This is a genomic window from Streptomyces sp. NPDC087428 (assembly GCF_044744085.1).
GTDB lineage: Bacteria > Actinomycetota > Actinomycetes > Streptomycetales > Streptomycetaceae > Streptomyces.
Genome location: NZ_JBIUXR010000001.1, coordinates 86,152 through 103,825 on the forward strand (window position 1 = coordinate 86,152; position 17,674 = coordinate 103,825).

Annotated in this window: 14 protein-coding genes; 7 read left to right on the forward strand and 7 right to left on the reverse strand. The window is 72.1% G+C overall.

Going from position 1 to position 17,674, the window contains the following annotated elements:
* Positions 1–207 precede the first annotated feature (207 nt).
* A complete protein-coding gene (locus tag ACIO3R_RS00415; RefSeq protein ID WP_385027436.1) occupies positions 208–1,941 on the forward strand; it encodes an ABC transporter ATP-binding protein in 1,734 nt (577 codons plus the stop codon).
* On the forward strand, positions 1,941–3,872 hold the full coding sequence (locus tag ACIO3R_RS00420) for an ABC transporter ATP-binding protein (RefSeq protein ID WP_402101846.1): 1,932 nt from the start codon (positions 1,941–1,943) through the stop codon (positions 3,870–3,872). Before ACIO3R_RS00415 ends, ACIO3R_RS00420 begins: the two co-directional genes overlap by 1 nt.
* A 54-nt stretch (positions 3,873–3,926) precedes the next feature.
* Here ACIO3R_RS00420 and ACIO3R_RS00425 read toward each other — a convergent pair whose 3' ends face one another.
* The 5 genes from ACIO3R_RS00425 to ACIO3R_RS00445 all read right to left on the reverse strand — a co-directional run bounded on the left by ACIO3R_RS00425 (position 3,927) and on the right by ACIO3R_RS00445 (position 11,251).
* Positions 3,927–5,072, reverse strand: a complete 1,146-nt coding sequence (locus ACIO3R_RS00425) for an RNA polymerase sigma factor (protein ID WP_385027430.1) — start codon at positions 5,070–5,072, stop codon at positions 3,927–3,929.
* Positions 5,073–5,264: 192 nt separating this feature from the next.
* The gene (gene dnaG / locus ACIO3R_RS00430; RefSeq protein WP_402101849.1) at positions 5,265–7,184 is read right to left on the reverse strand and encodes a DNA primase; all 1,920 of its coding nucleotides are present in this window, start codon (positions 7,182–7,184) and stop codon (positions 5,265–5,267) included.
* A gap of 126 nt (positions 7,185–7,310) precedes the next feature.
* Positions 7,311–8,570 (reverse strand): NAD(P)/FAD-dependent oxidoreductase, encoded by a 1,260-nt coding sequence (locus ACIO3R_RS00435; RefSeq protein WP_385027424.1) that lies wholly within the window; start codon positions 8,568–8,570, stop codon positions 7,311–7,313.
* Between the two features lie 335 nt (positions 8,571–8,905).
* Positions 8,906–10,261: a deoxyguanosinetriphosphate triphosphohydrolase gene (locus ACIO3R_RS00440; RefSeq protein ID WP_402101851.1), complete on the reverse strand. Its 1,356-nt coding sequence runs from the start codon at positions 10,259–10,261 to the stop codon at positions 8,906–8,908.
* Between the two features lie 36 nt (positions 10,262–10,297).
* Positions 10,298–11,251, reverse strand: a complete 954-nt coding sequence (locus ACIO3R_RS00445) for a sirohydrochlorin chelatase (RefSeq protein WP_402101853.1) — start codon at positions 11,249–11,251, stop codon at positions 10,298–10,300.
* A 232-nt stretch (positions 11,252–11,483) separates the two neighbouring features.
* Here ACIO3R_RS00445 and ACIO3R_RS00450 point away from each other — a divergent pair, with 232 nt between their 5' ends.
* On the forward strand, positions 11,484–12,218 hold the full coding sequence (locus ACIO3R_RS00450; RefSeq protein ID WP_385027415.1) for a vancomycin high temperature exclusion protein: 735 nt from the start codon (positions 11,484–11,486) through the stop codon (positions 12,216–12,218).
* A 135-nt stretch (positions 12,219–12,353) separates the two neighbouring features.
* Here ACIO3R_RS00450 and ACIO3R_RS00455 read toward each other — a convergent pair whose 3' ends face one another.
* Positions 12,354–13,022: an NADPH-dependent FMN reductase gene (locus ACIO3R_RS00455; RefSeq protein WP_402101855.1), complete on the reverse strand. Its 669-nt coding sequence runs from the start codon at positions 13,020–13,022 to the stop codon at positions 12,354–12,356.
* Between the two features lie 87 nt (positions 13,023–13,109).
* On the opposite strand from ACIO3R_RS00455, the gene ACIO3R_RS00460 reads away from it, so the two are divergent.
* The 4 genes from ACIO3R_RS00460 to ACIO3R_RS00475 all read left to right on the forward strand — a co-directional run bounded on the left by ACIO3R_RS00460 (position 13,110) and on the right by ACIO3R_RS00475 (position 16,624).
* Positions 13,110–13,910: an aminotransferase class IV family protein gene (locus ACIO3R_RS00460; protein ID WP_385027409.1), complete on the forward strand. Its 801-nt coding sequence runs from the start codon at positions 13,110–13,112 to the stop codon at positions 13,908–13,910.
* A 151-nt stretch (positions 13,911–14,061) separates the two neighbouring features.
* On the forward strand, positions 14,062–14,616 hold the full coding sequence (locus tag ACIO3R_RS00465) for a DUF5990 family protein (protein ID WP_402102918.1): 555 nt from the start codon (positions 14,062–14,064) through the stop codon (positions 14,614–14,616).
* Between the two features lie 378 nt (positions 14,617–14,994).
* Positions 14,995–15,900, forward strand: a complete 906-nt coding sequence (locus ACIO3R_RS00470) for a hypothetical protein (RefSeq protein WP_402101857.1) — start codon at positions 14,995–14,997, stop codon at positions 15,898–15,900.
* Between the two features lie 100 nt (positions 15,901–16,000).
* Positions 16,001–16,624, forward strand: coding sequence for a class F sortase (locus tag ACIO3R_RS00475; RefSeq protein ID WP_402101859.1), 624 nt, complete (start codon positions 16,001–16,003; stop codon positions 16,622–16,624).
* Positions 16,625–16,673: 49 nt separating this feature from the next.
* Here ACIO3R_RS00475 and ACIO3R_RS00480 read toward each other — a convergent pair whose 3' ends face one another.
* Positions 16,674–17,462 carry a sulfite exporter TauE/SafE family protein gene (locus ACIO3R_RS00480; protein ID WP_402101861.1) on the reverse strand — a complete coding sequence of 263 codons (789 nt, stop codon included), beginning with the start codon at positions 17,460–17,462 and terminating at the stop codon, positions 16,674–16,676.
* Positions 17,463–17,674 lie beyond the last annotated feature (212 nt).

The following is a 17,674-nucleotide window of genomic DNA, read 5'->3' on the forward strand; positions in this document are numbered from 1 at the left end:
CGCGCGCCGGGGCGTCCGGCGGTCGACGGCGCGCGCCGGGGTGCCTGCCTTCGGTGAGACCGCCGGGGGGCGGCGCGGAGTTGGGCGGAAGAATTATGGACCCGGTCTTTTTTTTGACCTGGACTTGAATAAAAACGTTCGCGGTCCCGGTGGGCGGTGCCGGAAACTGGGTCGACTCCCGACCTATGCCGACTCCGAGAGACACGCGTGCTCATAAAACTCCTGCGGACCTGTCTCGGTCCGTACAAGAAACCGATCGCGCTGCTGGTGGTCTTCCAGCTGCTCCAGACCTCCGCCGCCCTCTATCTGCCCACCCTGAACGCCGACATCATCGACAACGGTGTCGTCAAGGGGGACACGGGTTACATCCTTCAGTACGGCGGCGCCATGATCGTCGTCAGCATCGCCCAGGTGGTCTGCAACATCGGGGCCGTCTACATCGGTGCCCGTACCGCGTCCGCACTGGGCCGGGACATCCGGGCGTCGGTCTTCGACCGGGTCCAGTCGTTCTCCGCGCGTGAGCTCGGCCGGTTCGGCGCGCCGTCACTGATCACCCGTACGACCAATGACGTCCAGCAGGTCCAGATGCTGGTCCTGATGACGTTCACGCTGATGGTCTCGGCACCGATCATGTGTGTCGGCGGCATCATCATGGCGCTCGGCCAGGACGTCCCGCTGTCCGCGGTGCTCCTCGCGGTGGTGCCGGTCCTCGGGATCGCGGTGAGCCTGATCGTGAAGCGGATGCGTCCGCTGTTCCGCACGATGCAGGAGCGGCTCGACACCGTGAACCGGGTGCTGCGCGAGCAGATCACCGGTAACCGGGTCATCCGCGCCTTCGTCCGCGACGGCTACGAGGAGAAGCGGTTCCGCGGCGCCAACACCGAGCTGACGGACGTGGCACTGTCCACCGGCCGACTGATGGCACTGATGTTCCCGACCGTGATGACGGTCGTGAACGTGTCGTCCATCGCCGTCGTCTGGTTCGGCGCGCACCGGATCGACAGCGGCGGGATGCAGATCGGGGCGCTGACCGCGTTCCTCTCCTATCTGATGCAGATCGTCATGTCGGTCATGATGGCCACCTTCATGTTCATGATGGTGCCGCGCGCCGAGGTCTGTGCCGAGCGCATCCAGGAGGTCCTGGAGACCGAGTCCAGCGTGGTGCCGCCGGTCGATCCGGTGACCGAACTGCGCGCCCACGGGCATCTGGAGGTCCGGGGGGCGAACTTCCGCTACCCCGGCGCGGAGGCGTCGGTGCTGCGGTCGGTGGACCTGGTGGCCCGGCCCGGCGAGACGACCGCGATCATCGGGTCGACGGGCAGCGGCAAGTCGACGCTGCTCGGTCTCGTACCCCGGCTGTTCGACGTGACGGACGGCCAGGTGCTGGTCGACGGGACGGACGTACGGACGCTGGCTCCGGCGCTGCTGGCGAAGACCGTGAGCCTGGTCCCGCAGAAGCCGTACCTGTTCTCGGGAACGGTCGCGACCAACCTGCGGTACGGGAACCCGGACGCGACCGACGAGGAGCTGTGGCACGCGCTGGAGGTCGCGCAGGCCAAGGAGTTCGTCGAGGGTCTGGAGCACGGTCTCGACGCACCGATCGCGCAGGGCGGCACCAATGTCTCCGGCGGGCAGAGACAGCGGCTGTCGATCGCCCGGACGCTGGTTCAGCAGCCGGAGATCTACCTCTTCGACGACTCGTTCTCCGCGCTGGACTACGCAACGGACGCCGCGCTGCGCGCGGCACTGCTGCGGGAGACCGCCGCCGCGACCGTGGTGATCGTCGCGCAGCGGGTGTCCACCATCCGCGACGCCGACCGCATCCTGGTGATGGACGAGGGCCGGGTCGTCGGCTCCGGCAGTCATCACGAGCTGATGGACGGCAATGAAACATACCGGGAGATCGTGCTCTCCCAGCTGACGGAAGCGGAGGCCGCGTAATGGCCGGGCCTGGCGGACGCATGATGGCGGGCGGGGCACCGACCCAGCGGTCCATGGACTTCAAGGGCTCCACGAAGCGGCTGCTGAAGCGCTTCGCCTCCGAGCGGGCCACGCTGTACGTGATGCTGGCGGCCGGTGCGCTGAGCGTGGCGCTCTCGGTGGTCGGCCCGAAGATCCTCGGCAAGGCCACCGACCTGGTGTTCGCCGGGGTCATCGGGCGGCAGATGCGGGCGGGGACGACCAAGGAGCAGGCCATCGAGGGCCTGCACAGGTCCAACAGCGGCCTGGCCGACATGCTCTCCAAGGTGGACTTCGTCCCCGGGCAGGGCATGGACTTCGACGCGATCGGCCGGGTGCTGCTGGCGGCGCTGGCCGTGTACGTCGGTGCCGGGCTGCTGATGCTGGTGTCGACGCGGCTGTCGATCCGGGTGATCAACCGGGTCGTGTTCCAGATGCGCGAGGACATCCAGACGAAGCTGTCGCGGCTGCCGCTGTCGTACTTCGACCAGCAGAAGCGCGGCGAGGTGCTCAGCCGGGCGACGAACGACATAGACAACATCTCGCAGACGATGCAGCAGACGATGGGCCAGCTCATCAACTCGCTGCTGACCATCGTCGGCGTGCTGATCATGATGTTCTGGATCTCGCCGCTGATGGCGCTCGTCGCGCTGGTGACGGTGCCGCTGTCGGTGGTCGTGGCGACCAAGGTGGGCAAGCGCTCGCAGCCGCAGTTCGTCCAGCAGTGGAAGGTGACGGGCAAGCTCAACGCCCACATCGAGGAGATGTACACCGGGCACACCCTGGTGAAGGTCTTCGGCCGGCAGGACGAGTCCGCGCGGGACTTCGCCGAGCAGAACGACGCGCTGTACGAGGCCGGGTTCAAGGCGCAGTTCAACAGCGGGATCATGCAGCCGCTGATGATGTTCGTGTCGAACCTGAACTACGTGCTGATCGCCGTGATCGGCGGGCTGCGCGTCGCCTCCGGTTCGCTGTCGATCGGTGATGTGCAGGCCTTCATCCAGTACTCGCGGCAGTTCTCCATGCCGCTGACCCAGGTCGCCTCCATGGCGAACCTGGTGCAGTCCGGGGTGGCCTCGGCCGAGCGGATCTTCGAGCTGCTGGACGCCGAGGAGCAGGACGCCGATCCCGCGCCGGGCAAGGGCGCGCACCCGGAGGAGCTGCGCGGCAGCGTTTCGCTGGAGCACGTGTCGTTCCGCTACGACCCGGAGAAGCCGCTCATCGAGGACCTGTCGCTGAGTGTCGAACCGGGTCACACGGTCGCGATCGTCGGCCCGACCGGCGCGGGCAAGACGACGCTGGTCAACCTGCTGATGCGGTTCTACGAGGTGACGGGCGGCCGGATCGCCCTGGACGGGGTGGACGTCGCGACGATGTCGCGCGACGACCTGCGGTCCGGGATCGGCATGGTCCTCCAGGACACCTGGCTGTTCGGCGGGACCATCGCGGAGAACATCGCGTACGGCGCGGCGGGCGAGGTCACCCGGGAGGAGGTCGAGGAGGCGGCGCGGGCGGCCCACGCCGACCGCTTCATCCGTACCCTGCCGGACGGCTACGACACGGTGATCGACGACGAGGGCACCGGCGTCAGCGCGGGCGAGAAGCAGCTGATCACCATCGCGCGGGCGTTCCTGTCCGACCCGGTGATACTGGTGCTCGACGAGGCCACCAGCTCCGTCGACACCCGTACCGAGGTGCTGATCCAGAAGGCGATGGCGCGCCTGGCGCACGGTCGTACGAGCTTCGTGATCGCACACCGGCTCTCCACCATCCGGGACGCCGACGTGATCCTGGTGATGGAGAACGGCTCGATCGTCGAGCAGGGCACGCACGACGAGCTGCTGGCGGCGCAGGGCGCGTACGCGCGGCTGTACGCGGCCCAGTTCGCGCAGGCGGTCGCAGAGGTCGACTGACCCCGTTTCCCGGCCGCCCCGCGGCTGCCCCGGCGCGTGCGCGGATACGCGTACTCAGTCGAGGTAGCCGCGGAGCTGGTCGGCGAAGGCGTGGTCCCGCAGTTTGTTGAGGGTCTTGGACTCGATCTGGCGGATGCGCTCACGGGTCACGCCGAAGATCCGGCCGATCTCCTCCAGCGTGCGGGGCCGCCCGTCGGCCAGCCCGTACCGCAGCTGGACCACCTTGCGCTCGCGCTCGTTGAGCGTGGAGAGCACCACCTCCAGGTGCTCGCGCAGCAGCAGGAAGGCCGCGGACTCGACCGGGGAGGCGGCGTCCCCGTCCTCGATCAGATCACCGAGGGAGACGTCGTCCTCCTCGCCGACCGGGGCGTGCAGCGACACGGGTTCCTGGGCGAGGCGCAGCACCTCGCCCACCCGCTCCGGGGTCAGGTCGAGCTGGGCGGCGACCTCCTCGGGAGTCGGCTCGTAGCCGCGTTCCTGGAGCATCCGGCGCTGGACCCGCACGACGCGGTTGATCAGTTCGACGACGTGGACCGGGACCCGTATGGTCCGCGCCTGGTCGGCCAGTGCGCGGGACATGGCCTGGCGGATCCACCAGGTCGCGTACGTCGAGAACTTGTAGCCGCGGGCGTAGTCGAACTTCTCGACCGCCCGGATCAGTCCGAGGTTTCCCTCCTGGACCAGGTCGAGCATGGTCAGTCCGCGGCCGATGTAGCGTTTGGCCACGGAGACGACCAGGCGCAGGTTGGCCTCGATGAGGCGGCGTTTGGCCATCCGGCCCATGACGACGAGGCGGTCCAGATCGACGGCGAGCCGGGTGTCGGGGTCCGGGGTGCGGGCGAGGCGCTCCTCGGCGAACAGGCCAGCCTCGACGCTGCGGGCGAGCTCCACCTCGTCGGCGGCGGTGAGCAGCGGGATGCGGCCGATCTCCCGCAGGTACTGCCGGAACAGATCGGACGACGGCCCGCTCGTGTCCGGCCGTCCGCGCCGCGCCGGGGCCTCGGGCAGCTCCGTCGACTCCTCCATGACCCCCTCGGGCGGGTCGGGGGTGTCCTGCGGGTCCGGAGATTCCCCGGGCCGTTGCCGCGGTTCGGGCACGTGCGGCGGCGGGTCCGCCGCGGCCTCCGGATGACGTACGGCCCGGTGCTGCGCGGGGATCGCCGAGACATGCTCGGTCGTGGTCACGGTCCGGGTCTGCACGGGGGCGACCTCCAGGTGATCGCTGCCGGACCGCGGGGATGGAGGACCACCGTTCGGTGGGCCGGCCGCGCTCCGATGACTCAGGCACCGCCACCCAGTGTGGGGTACGACACACAGCTGCCACGAGGGGCGTGCGGGGACTTTCTGAGTCCGCCCGGTGACCGGACGGTCACCGGGGGCGGTCCGGGGGCCTCAGAGCGCGTCGGCTCCGTTGCCGCGCAGGGACTGGGCGTACTGCTGGAGGACCCAGACCTCGTTCTGCGCGGCGGCCAGGTGGTCGGGGGCGACGTTGCTGCCGAGCCGGGCGAGGCTGCCCTGGACGTCGTTGATCCGGCGGTCGACGGCGCGCAGCCGGACCTGGACGAGCTGCTCGCCCGCGTAGGCCTCGTCGATGGACTTGCCGCGGAAGACCTCGACCGCCAGCTCGGTGACCAGCTTGCGCACGGTCTCGTTGGGGGTCGCGTCGAGCACCTGGACGAGGTATTCGCGGGTCTCCGCGACACCCAGCTCGGCGCCGCCGACCTCCGCGATGCACTCGCGGACGGCCGCGTAGGGCGGGGCGGTGAACTCGTCCGTCCCGTAGGCGTCGAAGGCCGGGGAGACCAGGGCGGGCTTCTGCAGGGCGAGCTTGAGCAGCTCGCGCTCGGTGCGGTGGGCCGGGCTGCGGAGGTTGAGCGCGGGTCCGGAGGGGCGTGAGGGTGCGGCGGAGGGCTGGGCCTGCTGGTGCGGGGCGCCGGAGCGGGAGGAGGAGCGCGCGGGTCCTCGCTGGTCGCCGCCCCGGCCGCGGGCCCACTGGGCGAGCTGGTTGACCCGGTGCACGACGTACTCCTGGTCCAGGATGCCGACGAAGCCGGCCAGCTGGACGGCGACCTCGCGCTGCACGCTGCCTGTCTTGATCTTGGCGACGACGGGGGCGGCCTCGTCGAGCGCGGCGGCGCGGCCCGCCGGGGTCTCCAGGTCGTAGCGGCCGACGATCTGGCGGAGGGCGAACTCGAAGAGCGGGGTGCGGGGTTCGACCAGGTCGCGGACGGCCTCGTCGCCCTTGGCGAGCCGCAGATCGCACGGGTCCATGTTGTCCGGGGCGATCGCGATGTAGGTCTCGGCGGCGAACTTCTGGTCGTCCTCGAAGGCGCGCAGGGCGGCCTTCTGGCCGGCCGCGTCACCGTCGAAGGTGAAGATCACCCGGGCGCTGCCGTTGTCCATCAGGAGCCGGCGCAGGATCTTGATGTGGTCGCCGCCGAACGCGGTGCCGCAGGTGGCGATGGCGGTGGTGATCCCGGCGAGGTGGCAGGCCATCACGTCGGTGTAGCCCTCGACGACGACGGCCCGGCTGGCCTTCGCGATGTCCTTCTTGGCCAGGTCGATGCCGTACAGCACCTGGGACTTCTTGTAGATCGCGGTCTCGGGGGTGTTGAGGTACTTCGGGCCGTTGTCGTCGTCGCGCAGTTTGCGGGCGCCGAAGCCGACGATGTCGCCCGCGGTGTCGCTGATCGGCCACATCAGCCGGCCGCGGAAGCGGTCGATGGGGCCGCGCCTGCCGTCCTGGGAGATGCCGGAGGCGATCAGCTCCTTGTCGCTGAAGCCCTTGCCGCGCAGATAGCGGGTGAGGTGGTCCCAGCCGGCCGGGCTGTAGCCGACGCCGAAGTGGGCGGCGGCGGCCTGGTCGAAGCCGCGCTCGGCGAGGAACCTGCGGCCGATCTCCGCCTCGGGGCCGTCCAGCTGCTCGACGTAGAACTGGGCGGCCGCCTTGTGCGCCTCGACCAGCCTGATCCGCTCACCGCGCTGGTGGGAGGGGTTGTACCCGCCCTCCTCGTACCGCAGGGTGATGCCGGCCTGGGCGGCGAGCCGCTCGACCACCTCGGAGAACTGGAGGTGGTCGATCTTCATCACGAAGGCGATCGTGTCGCCGCCTTCCTGGCAGCCGAAGCAGTGGAAGAGACCCTTGCTCGGACTGACCTGGAAGGAGGGGGACTTCTCGTCGTGGAAGGGGCACAGGCCCTTGAGGTTCCCACCGCCCGCGTTGCGCAGCTGGAGGTACTCGGAAACGACGGCGTCGATCGGGACCGCGTCCCGGACCGCCTTCACGTCGTCGTCATTGATCCTGCCTGCCACGGGTGAAGTCTACGGGTGGGCGGTGACAGCCATGGCGCGGGCGGGGTGTGACGCGGGCCGCCCGCGGTGCCCGGGTCCGCCCGTGCCGGGGCCCGGCGGGCTCCGGCACGGGGCGCTCCGGACCGCTCAGATCAGTGAATCCAGCGGCACGGAGGGGTCGGCCAGCGCGTCCGGGTCGACCGGCCGGCCGGCCTTGATCAGTTCCTGCACGGTGTCGGTGACGTCCCACACGTTCACGTTCATCCCGGCGAGCACCCTGCCGTCCTTCAGCCAGAACGCGATGAACTCGCGCTTGCCCGCGTCGCCGCGGATCACCACCTGGTCGTAGCTGCCGGGCGGTGCCCAGCCCGAGTACTCCAGGCCGAGGTCGTACTGGTCGGAGAAGAAGTACGGCACCCGGTCGTAGGAGACGTCCTGGCCGAGCATGGCGCGGGCCGCCGCCGGGCCGCCGTTCAGCGCGTTGGCCCAGTGCTCCACCCGCAGCCGGGTGCCGAGCAGCGGATGGGCCACGTTGGCGACGTCACCGGCGGCGTAGATGTGCGGGTCGCTGGTGCGCAGGGAGGCGTCCACGGCGATGCCGCCGCCCTGGGCGCGCGGTGCGATGTCGAGGCCCGCCGCCTCGGCGAGGGCGGAGCGCGGGGCGGCCCCGATCGCGGCGAGGACGTCGTGGGCGGGGTGCTCCTCGCCGTCGTCGGTGCGGACCGCGAGCACCATGCCGTCCTGGCCGACGATCTCGGTGAGCCGGCCGCCGAAGTGGAAGCGGACGCCGTGGTCACTGTGCAGATCGGTGAAGAGCTGGCCCAGCTCGGGGCCGATGACCCGGTGCAGCGGGGTCGCCTCCGGTTCGACGACGGTGACCTCCGCGCCGTATCCGCGGGCCGCCGCCGCGACCTCCAGGCCGATCCAGCCGGCTCCGGCGATCACCAGATGGCCGTTGTCGCGGCCGAGCGCGGCCAGGACGTTGCGCAGCCGGTCGGAGTGGGCGAGGCGGCGCAGGTGGTGGACGCCCGCCAGGCCGGTACCGGGGATGTCGAGGCGGCGCGGCTCCGCGCCGGTGGCCAGCAGCAGCTTGTCGTAGTGGATGACGGTGCCGTCGCCGAGCTCCACGGAGCGGGCGTCGCGGTTCAGCACGGTGACGGGCTGGCCGAGGTGGAGCTCGATGTCGGCCCCCGCGTACCAGGCCGTCTCGTGGACGAAGACGCTGTCGCGTTCCTCCTTTCCGGCCAGGTACCCCTTGGAGAGCGGTGGGCGTTCGTAGGGATGGTCGCGCTCATCGCCGATCAGGATGACCCGGCCGCTGAAACCCGCGGAGCGGAGCGTCTCCGCCGCCTTCGCTCCGGCCAGTCCTCCGCCGACAATGACGAACGTCCGATGTGCGTCGACCACTTGATGCCTCCTCGGTGCTTGCTGCGCGGCGCCAACTGCGAGCGTCCCGCACGCAGCGTGATGGCGAAAGAGGGTGTGACCCGATCAGGTCACACCCCGTGGTCATGGGCCGGTCCGCGGACCGGTGCCGCACCACGGGGACCAGGGTGGCAGGTACGCGGCGGGGCGACGCGGTACGCGTACCCAGCACACCACCTGTCACATGGCCGGACGGCCCCGCCGCGCCCCACCGCGGCGGGACATGCGCGGGCGGGACCCGTACGGGGTGACCTCCGGTGCGGGCCGGGCCGGTCTTCGCCGGAGCGGGAACCGCGTGGGAGGGGTCCGGTGCGGGGTCATCGGCCGGGCGTGGTGAGCGAGTGGTGCAGGGTGCGGGCCGACGCGTCGGTCAGGGCGGCGATCTGGTCGACCAGGACGCGCTTGCGGGACCGGTCGTCGGGCGCGGCCTCGTAGAGCGCCCGCAGCTGCGGCTCAAGGCCCTCGGGCGCGCGGGCGGTGAGCGCCGCGGCCAGCTCGGCGATGACGATCCGCTGCTCGGCGCGGATCGCCTCCTGTTCGGCGCGCTGCATGACGTAGCGGTCGGCGACCGCCTTGAGCACCGCGCATTCGTTGCGCGCCTCGCGGGGTACGACGAGCTCGGCGCCGTACCTGCCGAGGCGGCCGGTGCCGTACGCCAGGCGGGTGCCGCTCTCCGCGGCGAGGCAGAACCGGCCGATCAGCTGGCTCGTGGCGTCCTTCAGCCGGGCCTGGGCGACGGCGGAGCCGTCGTAGCCGTGCGGCCACCAGTCCTGGCCGATGAGCCGGTCCAGGGCCTCGGACAGCTCCTGGGGGTCGGTGTCCGCCGGGACGTACCGTCCGATGGCGACCTGCCAGATCTCCTGCCGCTCCGGTTCGGCGTCCAGGCAGTTGGGGTCGATGTGCCCGGCGTGCAGCCCGTCCTCGAAGTCGTGGACGGAGTACGCCACGTCGTCGGACCAGTCCATCACCTGGGCCTCGAAGCACTTGCGGTCCTGCGGGGCGCCCTCGCGGAACCAGTCGAAGACCGGCAGGTCGTCCTCGTAGACCCCGAACTTCGGTGAGCCGGGGTCGGTGGGGTGTGCGCCCCGGGGCCAGGGGTACTTGGTGGCGGCGTCGAGCGCGGCGCGGGTCAGGTTGAGTCCGACGCTGACCAGCTCGCCGGTACGGGGGTCGGGGACGAACCGCTTCGGTTCGAGCCGGGTCAGCAGGCGCAGCGACTGGGCGTTCCCCTCGAAGCCGCCGCAGTCCGAGGCGAAGTCGTTGAGCGCCTGCTCGCCGTTGTGGCCGAAGGGCGGGTGTCCCATGTCGTGGGAGAGGCAGGCCGTCTCGACCAGGTCGGGGTCGCAGCCGAGCGCGGCGCCGAGCTCCCGGCCGACCTGGGCGCATTCCAGGGAGTGGGTGAGCCGGGTCCGGGGGCTGGCGTCCCAGGCGTAGCTGCGGGTGCCGGGGGTGACCACCTGGGTCTTCCCGGCGAGCCGGCGCAGCGCGGCGGAGTGGAGCACGCGGGCGCGGTCGCGCTGGAAGGCGGTGCGGCCGGGCCGTTTGTCCGGTTCGGTGTCCCAGCGCTCGGCGTCGGCGGCGCCGTAGGGAGCCGTGTCCGATTCCTGCGTGTGGTGCGTACCGTGCGTGCCGTGCGTGCCGTGCGTGCCGTGCGTGCCGTGCGTGCCTTCCATGAGGTCGACAGTAATCGGCCGGGGTGACAGGAGGGCTCAGGCGGACGCCAGGAAATGTGCGTTCATCCGATTTTCGTGTGCCGGGGCACCGGTCGTCCGTGCCTGGTCGTAGCGGTGCAGCAGCAGCCGGGCCATCGCCGGGTGCGCGCCGAGCGGGGCCGCGGCGATCCACGGCGCGGCCTGGGCAGCGGCCGAGGCGAAGCGTCCGGGGGCGGTGAAGTACGAGGCGACGGCGACCCGTCGGCGGCCGCGGGCGGCCAGCGCGCGCAGGGCGGCCCGGACGGTGGGCGTCGCGGCGGAGGCATAGGCGGGAACGACGGGCACCCCGCCGAGCCGTTCACTGAGCAGGTGCGCGGTGCGGCGGGTGTCGGCGGCCGATTCGGGGTCGCGCGAACCGGCGGCGGCGAGGACCACGGCGCTGTCGCGGTTCCCGTCGTCCGCGGGCTGCCAGCCGGCCTCGGCGAGCCGGCCGTGGAGCGCCTCGACCAGCAACGGGTGCGGTCCCAGCGGCGCGGCGGTCCGGGTGCGCAGAGCGGGGGCGCCGGCGGCGGCCTCGGGGATGTCCCGCTTGACGTGGTGGCCGCGGCCCAGCAGCAGCGGCACCAGGACCGCGTCGCCGTTGCCCAGGGCGTCCAGGGCCGCCGGCAGGAGGGGTGCGTTCAGCTCGATGTGGCCGAGCCGGACGTCGAGCCCCGGCCGCAGCTCCCGCACCCGGCCGAGCAGTTCCGTCACCGTGCGCAGCGCCCGCGGGTCCCGGCTGCCGTGCGCGACGGCGACCAGGGCGGGGGCCGGGACGGAGGCGGCGGGGGCCAGGGGGCTCGCGTGGCCCGGGGCGGGCTGGTGCCGGGTGCGGTGCACGGGCCGTCGGGTTCCGTTCGGTGAGACGTGGCCGAGCTGGGACCCGAGCTGCGCGGTGATGCGGGTCAGCAGTTGGGCGGTGGTGTCGAGGGGCGGGGACTCCTGAGGGTGTTCCGGTGCCGGCTCCGTCATGAACCGATGGTGCCGGATGCAGGTTGCCGCGTCGTTGCGGGGCGGTCACGGGTGTTTGCCGCGGCCTCACCGCACGGCCCCGGGCGCTGTCGGACGGCGGCGGCCGCGCACCGGCCGGCGGATCCGGGCGGGCGGTGGCGATCACGCAGAACCCTTTGGGCCGTCCTGACGTCAAGTCATAGGGGGACAGTCCGGTACGGCACAGGACAAAGACAGGAACGAGGGCGCTCTCATGCGGCTGAAGCGACGGGGTGCAGGGGTGGGCCGGGGCCGGCTGAGGAGAACGGCGGCCCGGCTGCGGCCCCGGCTGCCACGGACCCGGCCGGGGCGGCGCCGGGCCGTGCAGGGGGTGATGGTCGCCTGTGTGCTGGGCCTGGCCCCCGCCACCTGGATGCACTCGGTGGCCGACGCCCGGGTCAGGACGGCGGCGGACGTGCCCGCGCGGCAGGTCGCCGTGGTGTTCGGCGCGGGGCTGTGGGACGGGAAGCCGTCCCCGTATCTCGCGAACCGGCTGCGGGCGGCGGCCGGGCTGTACCGGGCCGAGAAGGTGAAGGTCGTGCTGGTGACCGGTGACAACAGCCGGGCGGAGTACGACGAACCGGACGCGATGCGCACGTTCCTGGTCGAGCACGGGGTGCCGGACAGCAGGATCGTCAGCGACTACGCCGGCTTCGACACCTGGGACTCGTGCGTGCGGGCCAGGAAGATCTTCGGGGTGGAGCAGGCCGTGCTGGTGACCCAGGGCTTCCACATCCGGCGGGCTATCGCCCTGTGCCGTGCGGCGGGGATCGACGCGTACGGCGTCGGGGTCGACGCCACACACGATGCGACCTGGTACTACGGCGGGACGCGGGAGCTCGCCGCGTCGGGGAAGGCGGCCCTGGAGGCGCTGTTCAGGCCCGACCCGCACTTCCTGGGCCCCCGGGAGCCCGGTGTGGAATCGGCCCTCGCGGCGGAGGGACGGTGAGCCCGCCTCCTCACGGGAGCCGGGGCCCCGGGCTCCCTCCCGAGGTGACCTGTGCGGTCTCCGCCGCCACCCGGCCGAGGTAGCCGGCGCTGCTCGACCAGTTGGTGTGGTGGGGCCGGACCCGCTGCCGCCAGGTCAACCACCGTACGGCCGCACCTCCTTCGCGTCCCGCAGCGCCCGGCCCCACCACACCAGCTGGTCGAGCAGCGACTTCGCGGCGGCGTCGGCACCGGCCGGGTCCCGGTGCCTGCCCTCGTCGTCGAAGAGCGCGCCGGCGTTGTGGAAGGAGACGGTGTCGCGGATCGAGACGGCGTGCAGTTCGGCGAAGACCTGCCGCAGGTGCTCGACCGCGCGCAGCCCGCCGGAGACCCCGCCGTAGGAGACGAAGGCGACGGGTTTGGCCTGCCATTCGGCGTGGTGCCAGTCGATGAGGTTCTTGAGCGGCGCCGGGTAGGAGTGGTTGTACTCGGGCGTGATGACGACGAAGGCGTCGGCCGCCGCCAGCCGGCCCGCGGCCTCGGCCAGCCGGTCCGCCGCCTCGGGCGCGGGGCGGTACGAGTGCACGGTCGGGAGGTCGAGTCCGGCGACATCGACCAGGTCGGTCACGACGGCGGGGTGGCCGTCGCTGCGGGAGAGGAACCAGTCGGCGACGACGGGGGCGAAGCGGCCCTCGCGATTGCTGGCGAGAATGACCGCGACCTTCAGAGGGGCGTCGCCGGACGAGGTGGCGGTGGCGGAAGTGGGTGCGGTGGCGGAAGTGGGTGCGGTGGCTGTGGCTGTGGAGTCAGCGGTGTTGAGGTCCATACGAAGAGGCTCACGCCTCAACCACGGTTGAGGTCAAGCGCCGGGCAACCGCCCCTCCGCCGCGCGTGTCGGCATACGGTGGTACGCATGACGACGCCAGCAGCCGCACCGGTCCCGTACGCCGAGTTCGACGGACATCCGGCCACCGAGGACGACCTGCGGACAGCCGCCTTCTTCAACTACGGCCATTTCACGGCCATGCAGGTCAGGGAGAGCCGGGTGCGCGGACTCGGGCTGCACCTGGACCGGCTGGACGGTGCGAACCGGGCGATCTTCGAACTCCCGCTGGACGGCGGCCGGGTGCGCGAGCTGATCCGGCACGCGCTCCAGGGCGCGGGGGCCGTCGACGGCTCGGTGCGGGTGCACGGCTTCCTGCCGCCGGGGGCCACCGGGACGACCGTCATGGTCACGGTGCGCGCCCCGGCGCGGATGTCCACCGAGCCGAAGAGCATGATGTCCGTCCCGTACGCCCGTGCCGTGCCGCACCTCAAGCGTCCCGGCGAGTTCGGCCAGACGTACTACGGGAATCTCGCCTCCCGCGCGGGCTTCGACGATGCGGTGCTGACCCTGCCGGACGGCTCGGTGACCGAGGGGTCGTTCACCAACATCGGTTTCTGGGACGGCGAATCGGTCGTCTGGCCACAGGCGCCCGCGCTGCTCGGTACCACCATGGCGCTGCTGGAGCAGGAGCTTCCCGGCGCGGGGGTCCGGTCGCGGCGGAGCCCGGTGACGCTGGACGGGCTGGGGGCCTACCGGTCGGCGTTCGTCACCAACTCGCAGGGCATCGCGCCGGTCCGGCGGATCGATGACACCGCGTTCACGGTGGACGAGGAGCTGATGAAGCGGCTGGACGCGGCCTACGGGAAGGCGCCCTGGGACACCGTCTGAGACCTCCGGCCCCGGGTGGGCGGGAGCCGTCTCTGCGCACGGGCCGGCCGGAGGGGCGGGGCACGCCTCGGTGCCCGGCCGGTCGGGGGCGTGGCCCCGAGAGGGGACCATGGGGCACATGGAGATCCCCACCGAAGGCCCGCAGTCGCGCATGCAGATCCACATCGAGGGCTCACGCCTGCCCGGCCGCGCCTGCGGGCCCGGCGGCGACTTCGCCGGCTACGAGAACATCCACGTGGGCGTGCAGCGCAAGGACCGGCCGGGCGAACTCCTCGGGCTGTTTCCGGGTGACGCCGCGTCCGCCTCCTGGACGCTGGACTGCACCGCCACCGCCGTTGCCGCCTCCGCCACCGTCTCCGCGGTCGGCGCGGACAGTGCGGACGGTGCGGGCGGTGCGGGCGGTGCGGGCGGTGCGGGCGGTGCGGGCGGTGCGGGCGGTGTCGAGATCAGCGGGCCGTACGTGCAGGACAGGCTCGGCGGGCGCTTCGTCTACCTGTCGTGGGGCACGGTCGACGAGAACGGCCTCTTCTCGATGTTCCGCCGGGCCAAGCTGATGTTCGCCGACATCGGGGCGGACGTCCTCGAAGCGGCCGCACGCTCCGGGCACCTCACGGCGCGGCTGCCGCTCTCCGACGCCACGGGCCGGCCGCTCTGCGCGCGGGTCCGGCCGCCGGTCGTCGAGTGGTCCGCCGCCGCTCCGTCCTAGGAGGCGGAGCTGCGGAAGCGGAGCCGCCCTCATCGGACCCAGGGGGGGCGGGTCCGATGAGGGCGGCGGCCGGAGGCGGCGAGGAGACGCCGTCCCGTGGGGGGTGTGATGCGTGTGCCCCTCGACCACAAGGTCATGCATGTGATGTGCGACACATTTATTTCGAGGGTCGTCACCCGATCGGCACCGGCCGCCACAGAGTGCCGCACCTCCCCCACCATCACCGCCCTGACCTGCACGCATACCGCGTGGCAAGGAGGCAGCGCCGGTCCGAACGGGTGACAGCTGACTTGGTGTCAGCAGGCGTGGGCGGCCGCCCGGCCGTTAGCTCGGAGCCAGGACACACCCGCCAGCGCCCCCTGCTCGGAGGAACCCCCCATGCGCAGTCCTGCCCGCCTCGTGACCGGCACCGCCGCCGCGGCCCTCGCCGCCGCCGCGCTCGGCCTCTGCACCGCCGCACCTTCGGCGTACGGGGACGAACTGGGCCCGCTGGAGATCACCCCGGCGAGCGCGGCTCCGGGAACCACGGTCACCGTGAACACCACGGCCTGCGGGGGCGACACCAGCGCGACCGGTGACGCGAGCTCCCTGGAGGCGTCCCGCTTCGCGCTGGCACCGGCCACCCTCAAGGAGGTCCTGGCCGGTTCGTTCCGGGTACCGGGCAACGTCGCCCCCGGCCCGTACAGCATCGACGTGGCCTGCGAGAACGGCAAGGAGGCCACCGGCGAGATCGAGGTGAAGGCCGCCGGCACCGCGGGCAGGGACAGCGCGGACCCGGCCGGCACCGCCGGCACGGACACCGCCGCCACCGCCCGCACGGACAGGGTCCCGGGCGCCTCCGGCAAGGACTCCCCCGCGGACGCCGACGACGCCTCGGGTGACGACACCTCGGGCTATGACGCCTCGGGTGACGACGCGTCGGACTACGGCTCCTCCGGCCTCGACGAGGCCGAGGCCGCCGGTTCCGCCCTCGTGCCGGACTCCCCCGCGGCCCTCGGCCGCGGCACCTCCGGCGAGCGGCCGAGCCCGTCCGGGCACGAGAGCTCCGCCGCGCGCGAGAACTCCTCGGCGCACGACAGCTCGTCGGACCGCGAGACCCCCTCCGGCCACCGTTCCTCGGCCGCACCCACCGCCCCCACGGGGCACGTGAGGACCGGTGTCGGCGGCAGCGTCGGACCGGACACCACCCAGATCGCGGCGGGCGCCGGCGTTCTCGCCGCGACCGCCGTCGGCGGAGCCTGGCTCCTGCGTCGCCGGGCGAGCGGCACGCAGGACGACAGCTGACGGAGACTTCCACCTCTCCGTACCGCCTGGTTTCCGTCCCGGTGGCCCAGCGCCACCGGGACGGGACCGCACATCCCTCTTCGTCACCCGGAGGACGACCGTGTCCCAGAAGGCCAAGGGCTGGCTGCTCGTCGTCACGGCGCTGGCCGGTGTCTGGCTGATCCGGAACGGCGCGGACACCCGGCTGACCCCGCCGGGCCCGGCCTCCGCGGAGGCCTTCGCCGCCGGACCGGAACTGCTGCCGGGATCGCCGGTCGCCGAACCGCTGCGGCCCTCGGCCCCCGTCCGCATCCGGATCCCCGGCATCCGGGTGGACGCCCCGATGATGCGGCTCGGGCTCGGGCCGGACGGCAGCCTCGACGTGCCTCCGGCCGGGAACACCGACATCGTCGGCTGGTACAAGGACGGCACCCCACCGGGCGCCAAGGGCAGCGCGATCGTCGCCGGCCATGTCGACAACGCCCAGGGGCCGTCCGTCTTCTACAACCTGGGCACGCTGAAGAAGGGCAGCACCGTCGAGGTGCTCCGGCAGGACGGCCGCACCGCCGTCTTCGCGCTCGACGGCATCGAGGTCTACGACAGCAAGGACTTCCCCGACAAGCGGGTGTACGGGGCCTCGGAACACGCCTCGCTGCGGCTGATCACCTGTGGCGGCGGATTCTCCCCGTCGACGGGTTACGAGGGCAACGTGGTGGCGTACGCACACCTCACCTCGGTGCGCTGACGTCAGTGCGCGGATGCCGGGCGGGACCTCACTGAAGGGCCCGACCCGCTCACGCGTTCCACTGGTCGAAGGCGAGCTTCGCGACCAGCGAGAACACCACGACGAGCAGCACCCCGCGGACGAACTCGCTGCCCCTGCTCAGCGCCATCCGCGCCCCGACCAGGCCGCCCGCCAGGTTGAACACCGCCATCAGAGCGGCCAGCTGCCACATCACGTTGCCCTGGTACGCGAACATCGCCAGCGCGCCGCCATTGGTGCAGACGTTGACGATCTTCGCGTTGGCGGAGGCCGTCACCAGATCGAGGTGGAGGACCGCGGTCAGCGCCAGCACCAGGAAGGTGCCGGTCCCCGGTCCGAACAGCCCGTCGTACAGGCCGATGCCGCCGCCCACCAGGACGATCGCCGTGACGGTGCGGGCCCGGGTGACCCGGGGTGCCGTGCCGTCCTCGGGCGCCCTGCCGAACCGGGGCCGCAGCAGGACGAACCCCGCGACCGCCAGCAGCACCACCATGATCACCGGGCGCAGCACCTCGCTGCTGATCCCGGCGGCGAAGAAGGCACCGGTCATCGATCCGGCCAGCGCCGCAAGACCGATCCGCAGCGCGGTGGCGACCTTCACCGGCGCCTTGCGCGCGTAGGCGACGGCGGCGCCGGACGTGCCGACGATGGCGACCGCCTTGTTGGTGCCGAGGATGTGCGCGGCGGGGACGTGCGGCAGCCCCAGCAGCAGTGCGGGCAGCAGAAGCAGTCCGCCGCCGCCGACCACCGCGTCGATCCAGCCGGCCGCTCCCGCGGCGAGGCACAGCACGACGAGGGCGGTCAGGGTTATGTCAGGCATGATCGCGACCCTAAGGAGACGGCACGTGCCGCGTCCAACCGTCCTGCCGCCGTCGCGGAAGAGTTGAGCGAACCCTGAGCCCGCCGAGGTTCCCCGGCTGCCGCCGGCCGTGTCCACCACCCCCGCGGAGCGGCCTCACGGACCTCCCTCACAGGCTGGTCGCGCCGGCGCTGAGCGCACGGTTCCTCCCGGGAAACAGCGGGGATCCGGAC

What these genes read in the sequence shown, in the direction of transcription:
- ACIO3R_RS00420 (WP_402101846.1), top strand. Translation starts at nt 1,941, where the DNA reads ATGGCCGGGCCTGGCGGACGCATGATGGCGGGCGGGGCACCGACCCAG.
- ACIO3R_RS00440 (WP_402101851.1), bottom strand. Translation starts at nt 10,261, where the DNA reads ATGGAAGGCACGCACGGCACGCACGGCACGCACGGCACGCACGGCACG.
- ACIO3R_RS00445 (WP_402101853.1), bottom strand. Translation starts at nt 11,251, where the DNA reads ATGACGGAGCCGGCACCGGAACACCCTCAGGAGTCCCCGCCCCTCGAC.
- ACIO3R_RS00450 (WP_385027415.1), top strand. Translation starts at nt 11,484, where the DNA reads ATGCGGCTGAAGCGACGGGGTGCAGGGGTGGGCCGGGGCCGGCTGAGG.
- ACIO3R_RS00455 (WP_402101855.1), bottom strand. Translation starts at nt 13,022, where the DNA reads ATGGACCTCAACACCGCTGACTCCACAGCCACAGCCACCGCACCCACT.
- ACIO3R_RS00460 (WP_385027409.1), top strand. Translation starts at nt 13,110, where the DNA reads ATGACGACGCCAGCAGCCGCACCGGTCCCGTACGCCGAGTTCGACGGA.
- ACIO3R_RS00465 (WP_402102918.1), top strand. Translation starts at nt 14,062, where the DNA reads ATGCAGATCCACATCGAGGGCTCACGCCTGCCCGGCCGCGCCTGCGGG.
- ACIO3R_RS00470 (WP_402101857.1), top strand. Translation starts at nt 14,995, where the DNA reads ATGCGCAGTCCTGCCCGCCTCGTGACCGGCACCGCCGCCGCGGCCCTC.
- ACIO3R_RS00480 (WP_402101861.1), bottom strand. Translation starts at nt 17,462, where the DNA reads ATGCCTGACATAACCCTGACCGCCCTCGTCGTGCTGTGCCTCGCCGCG.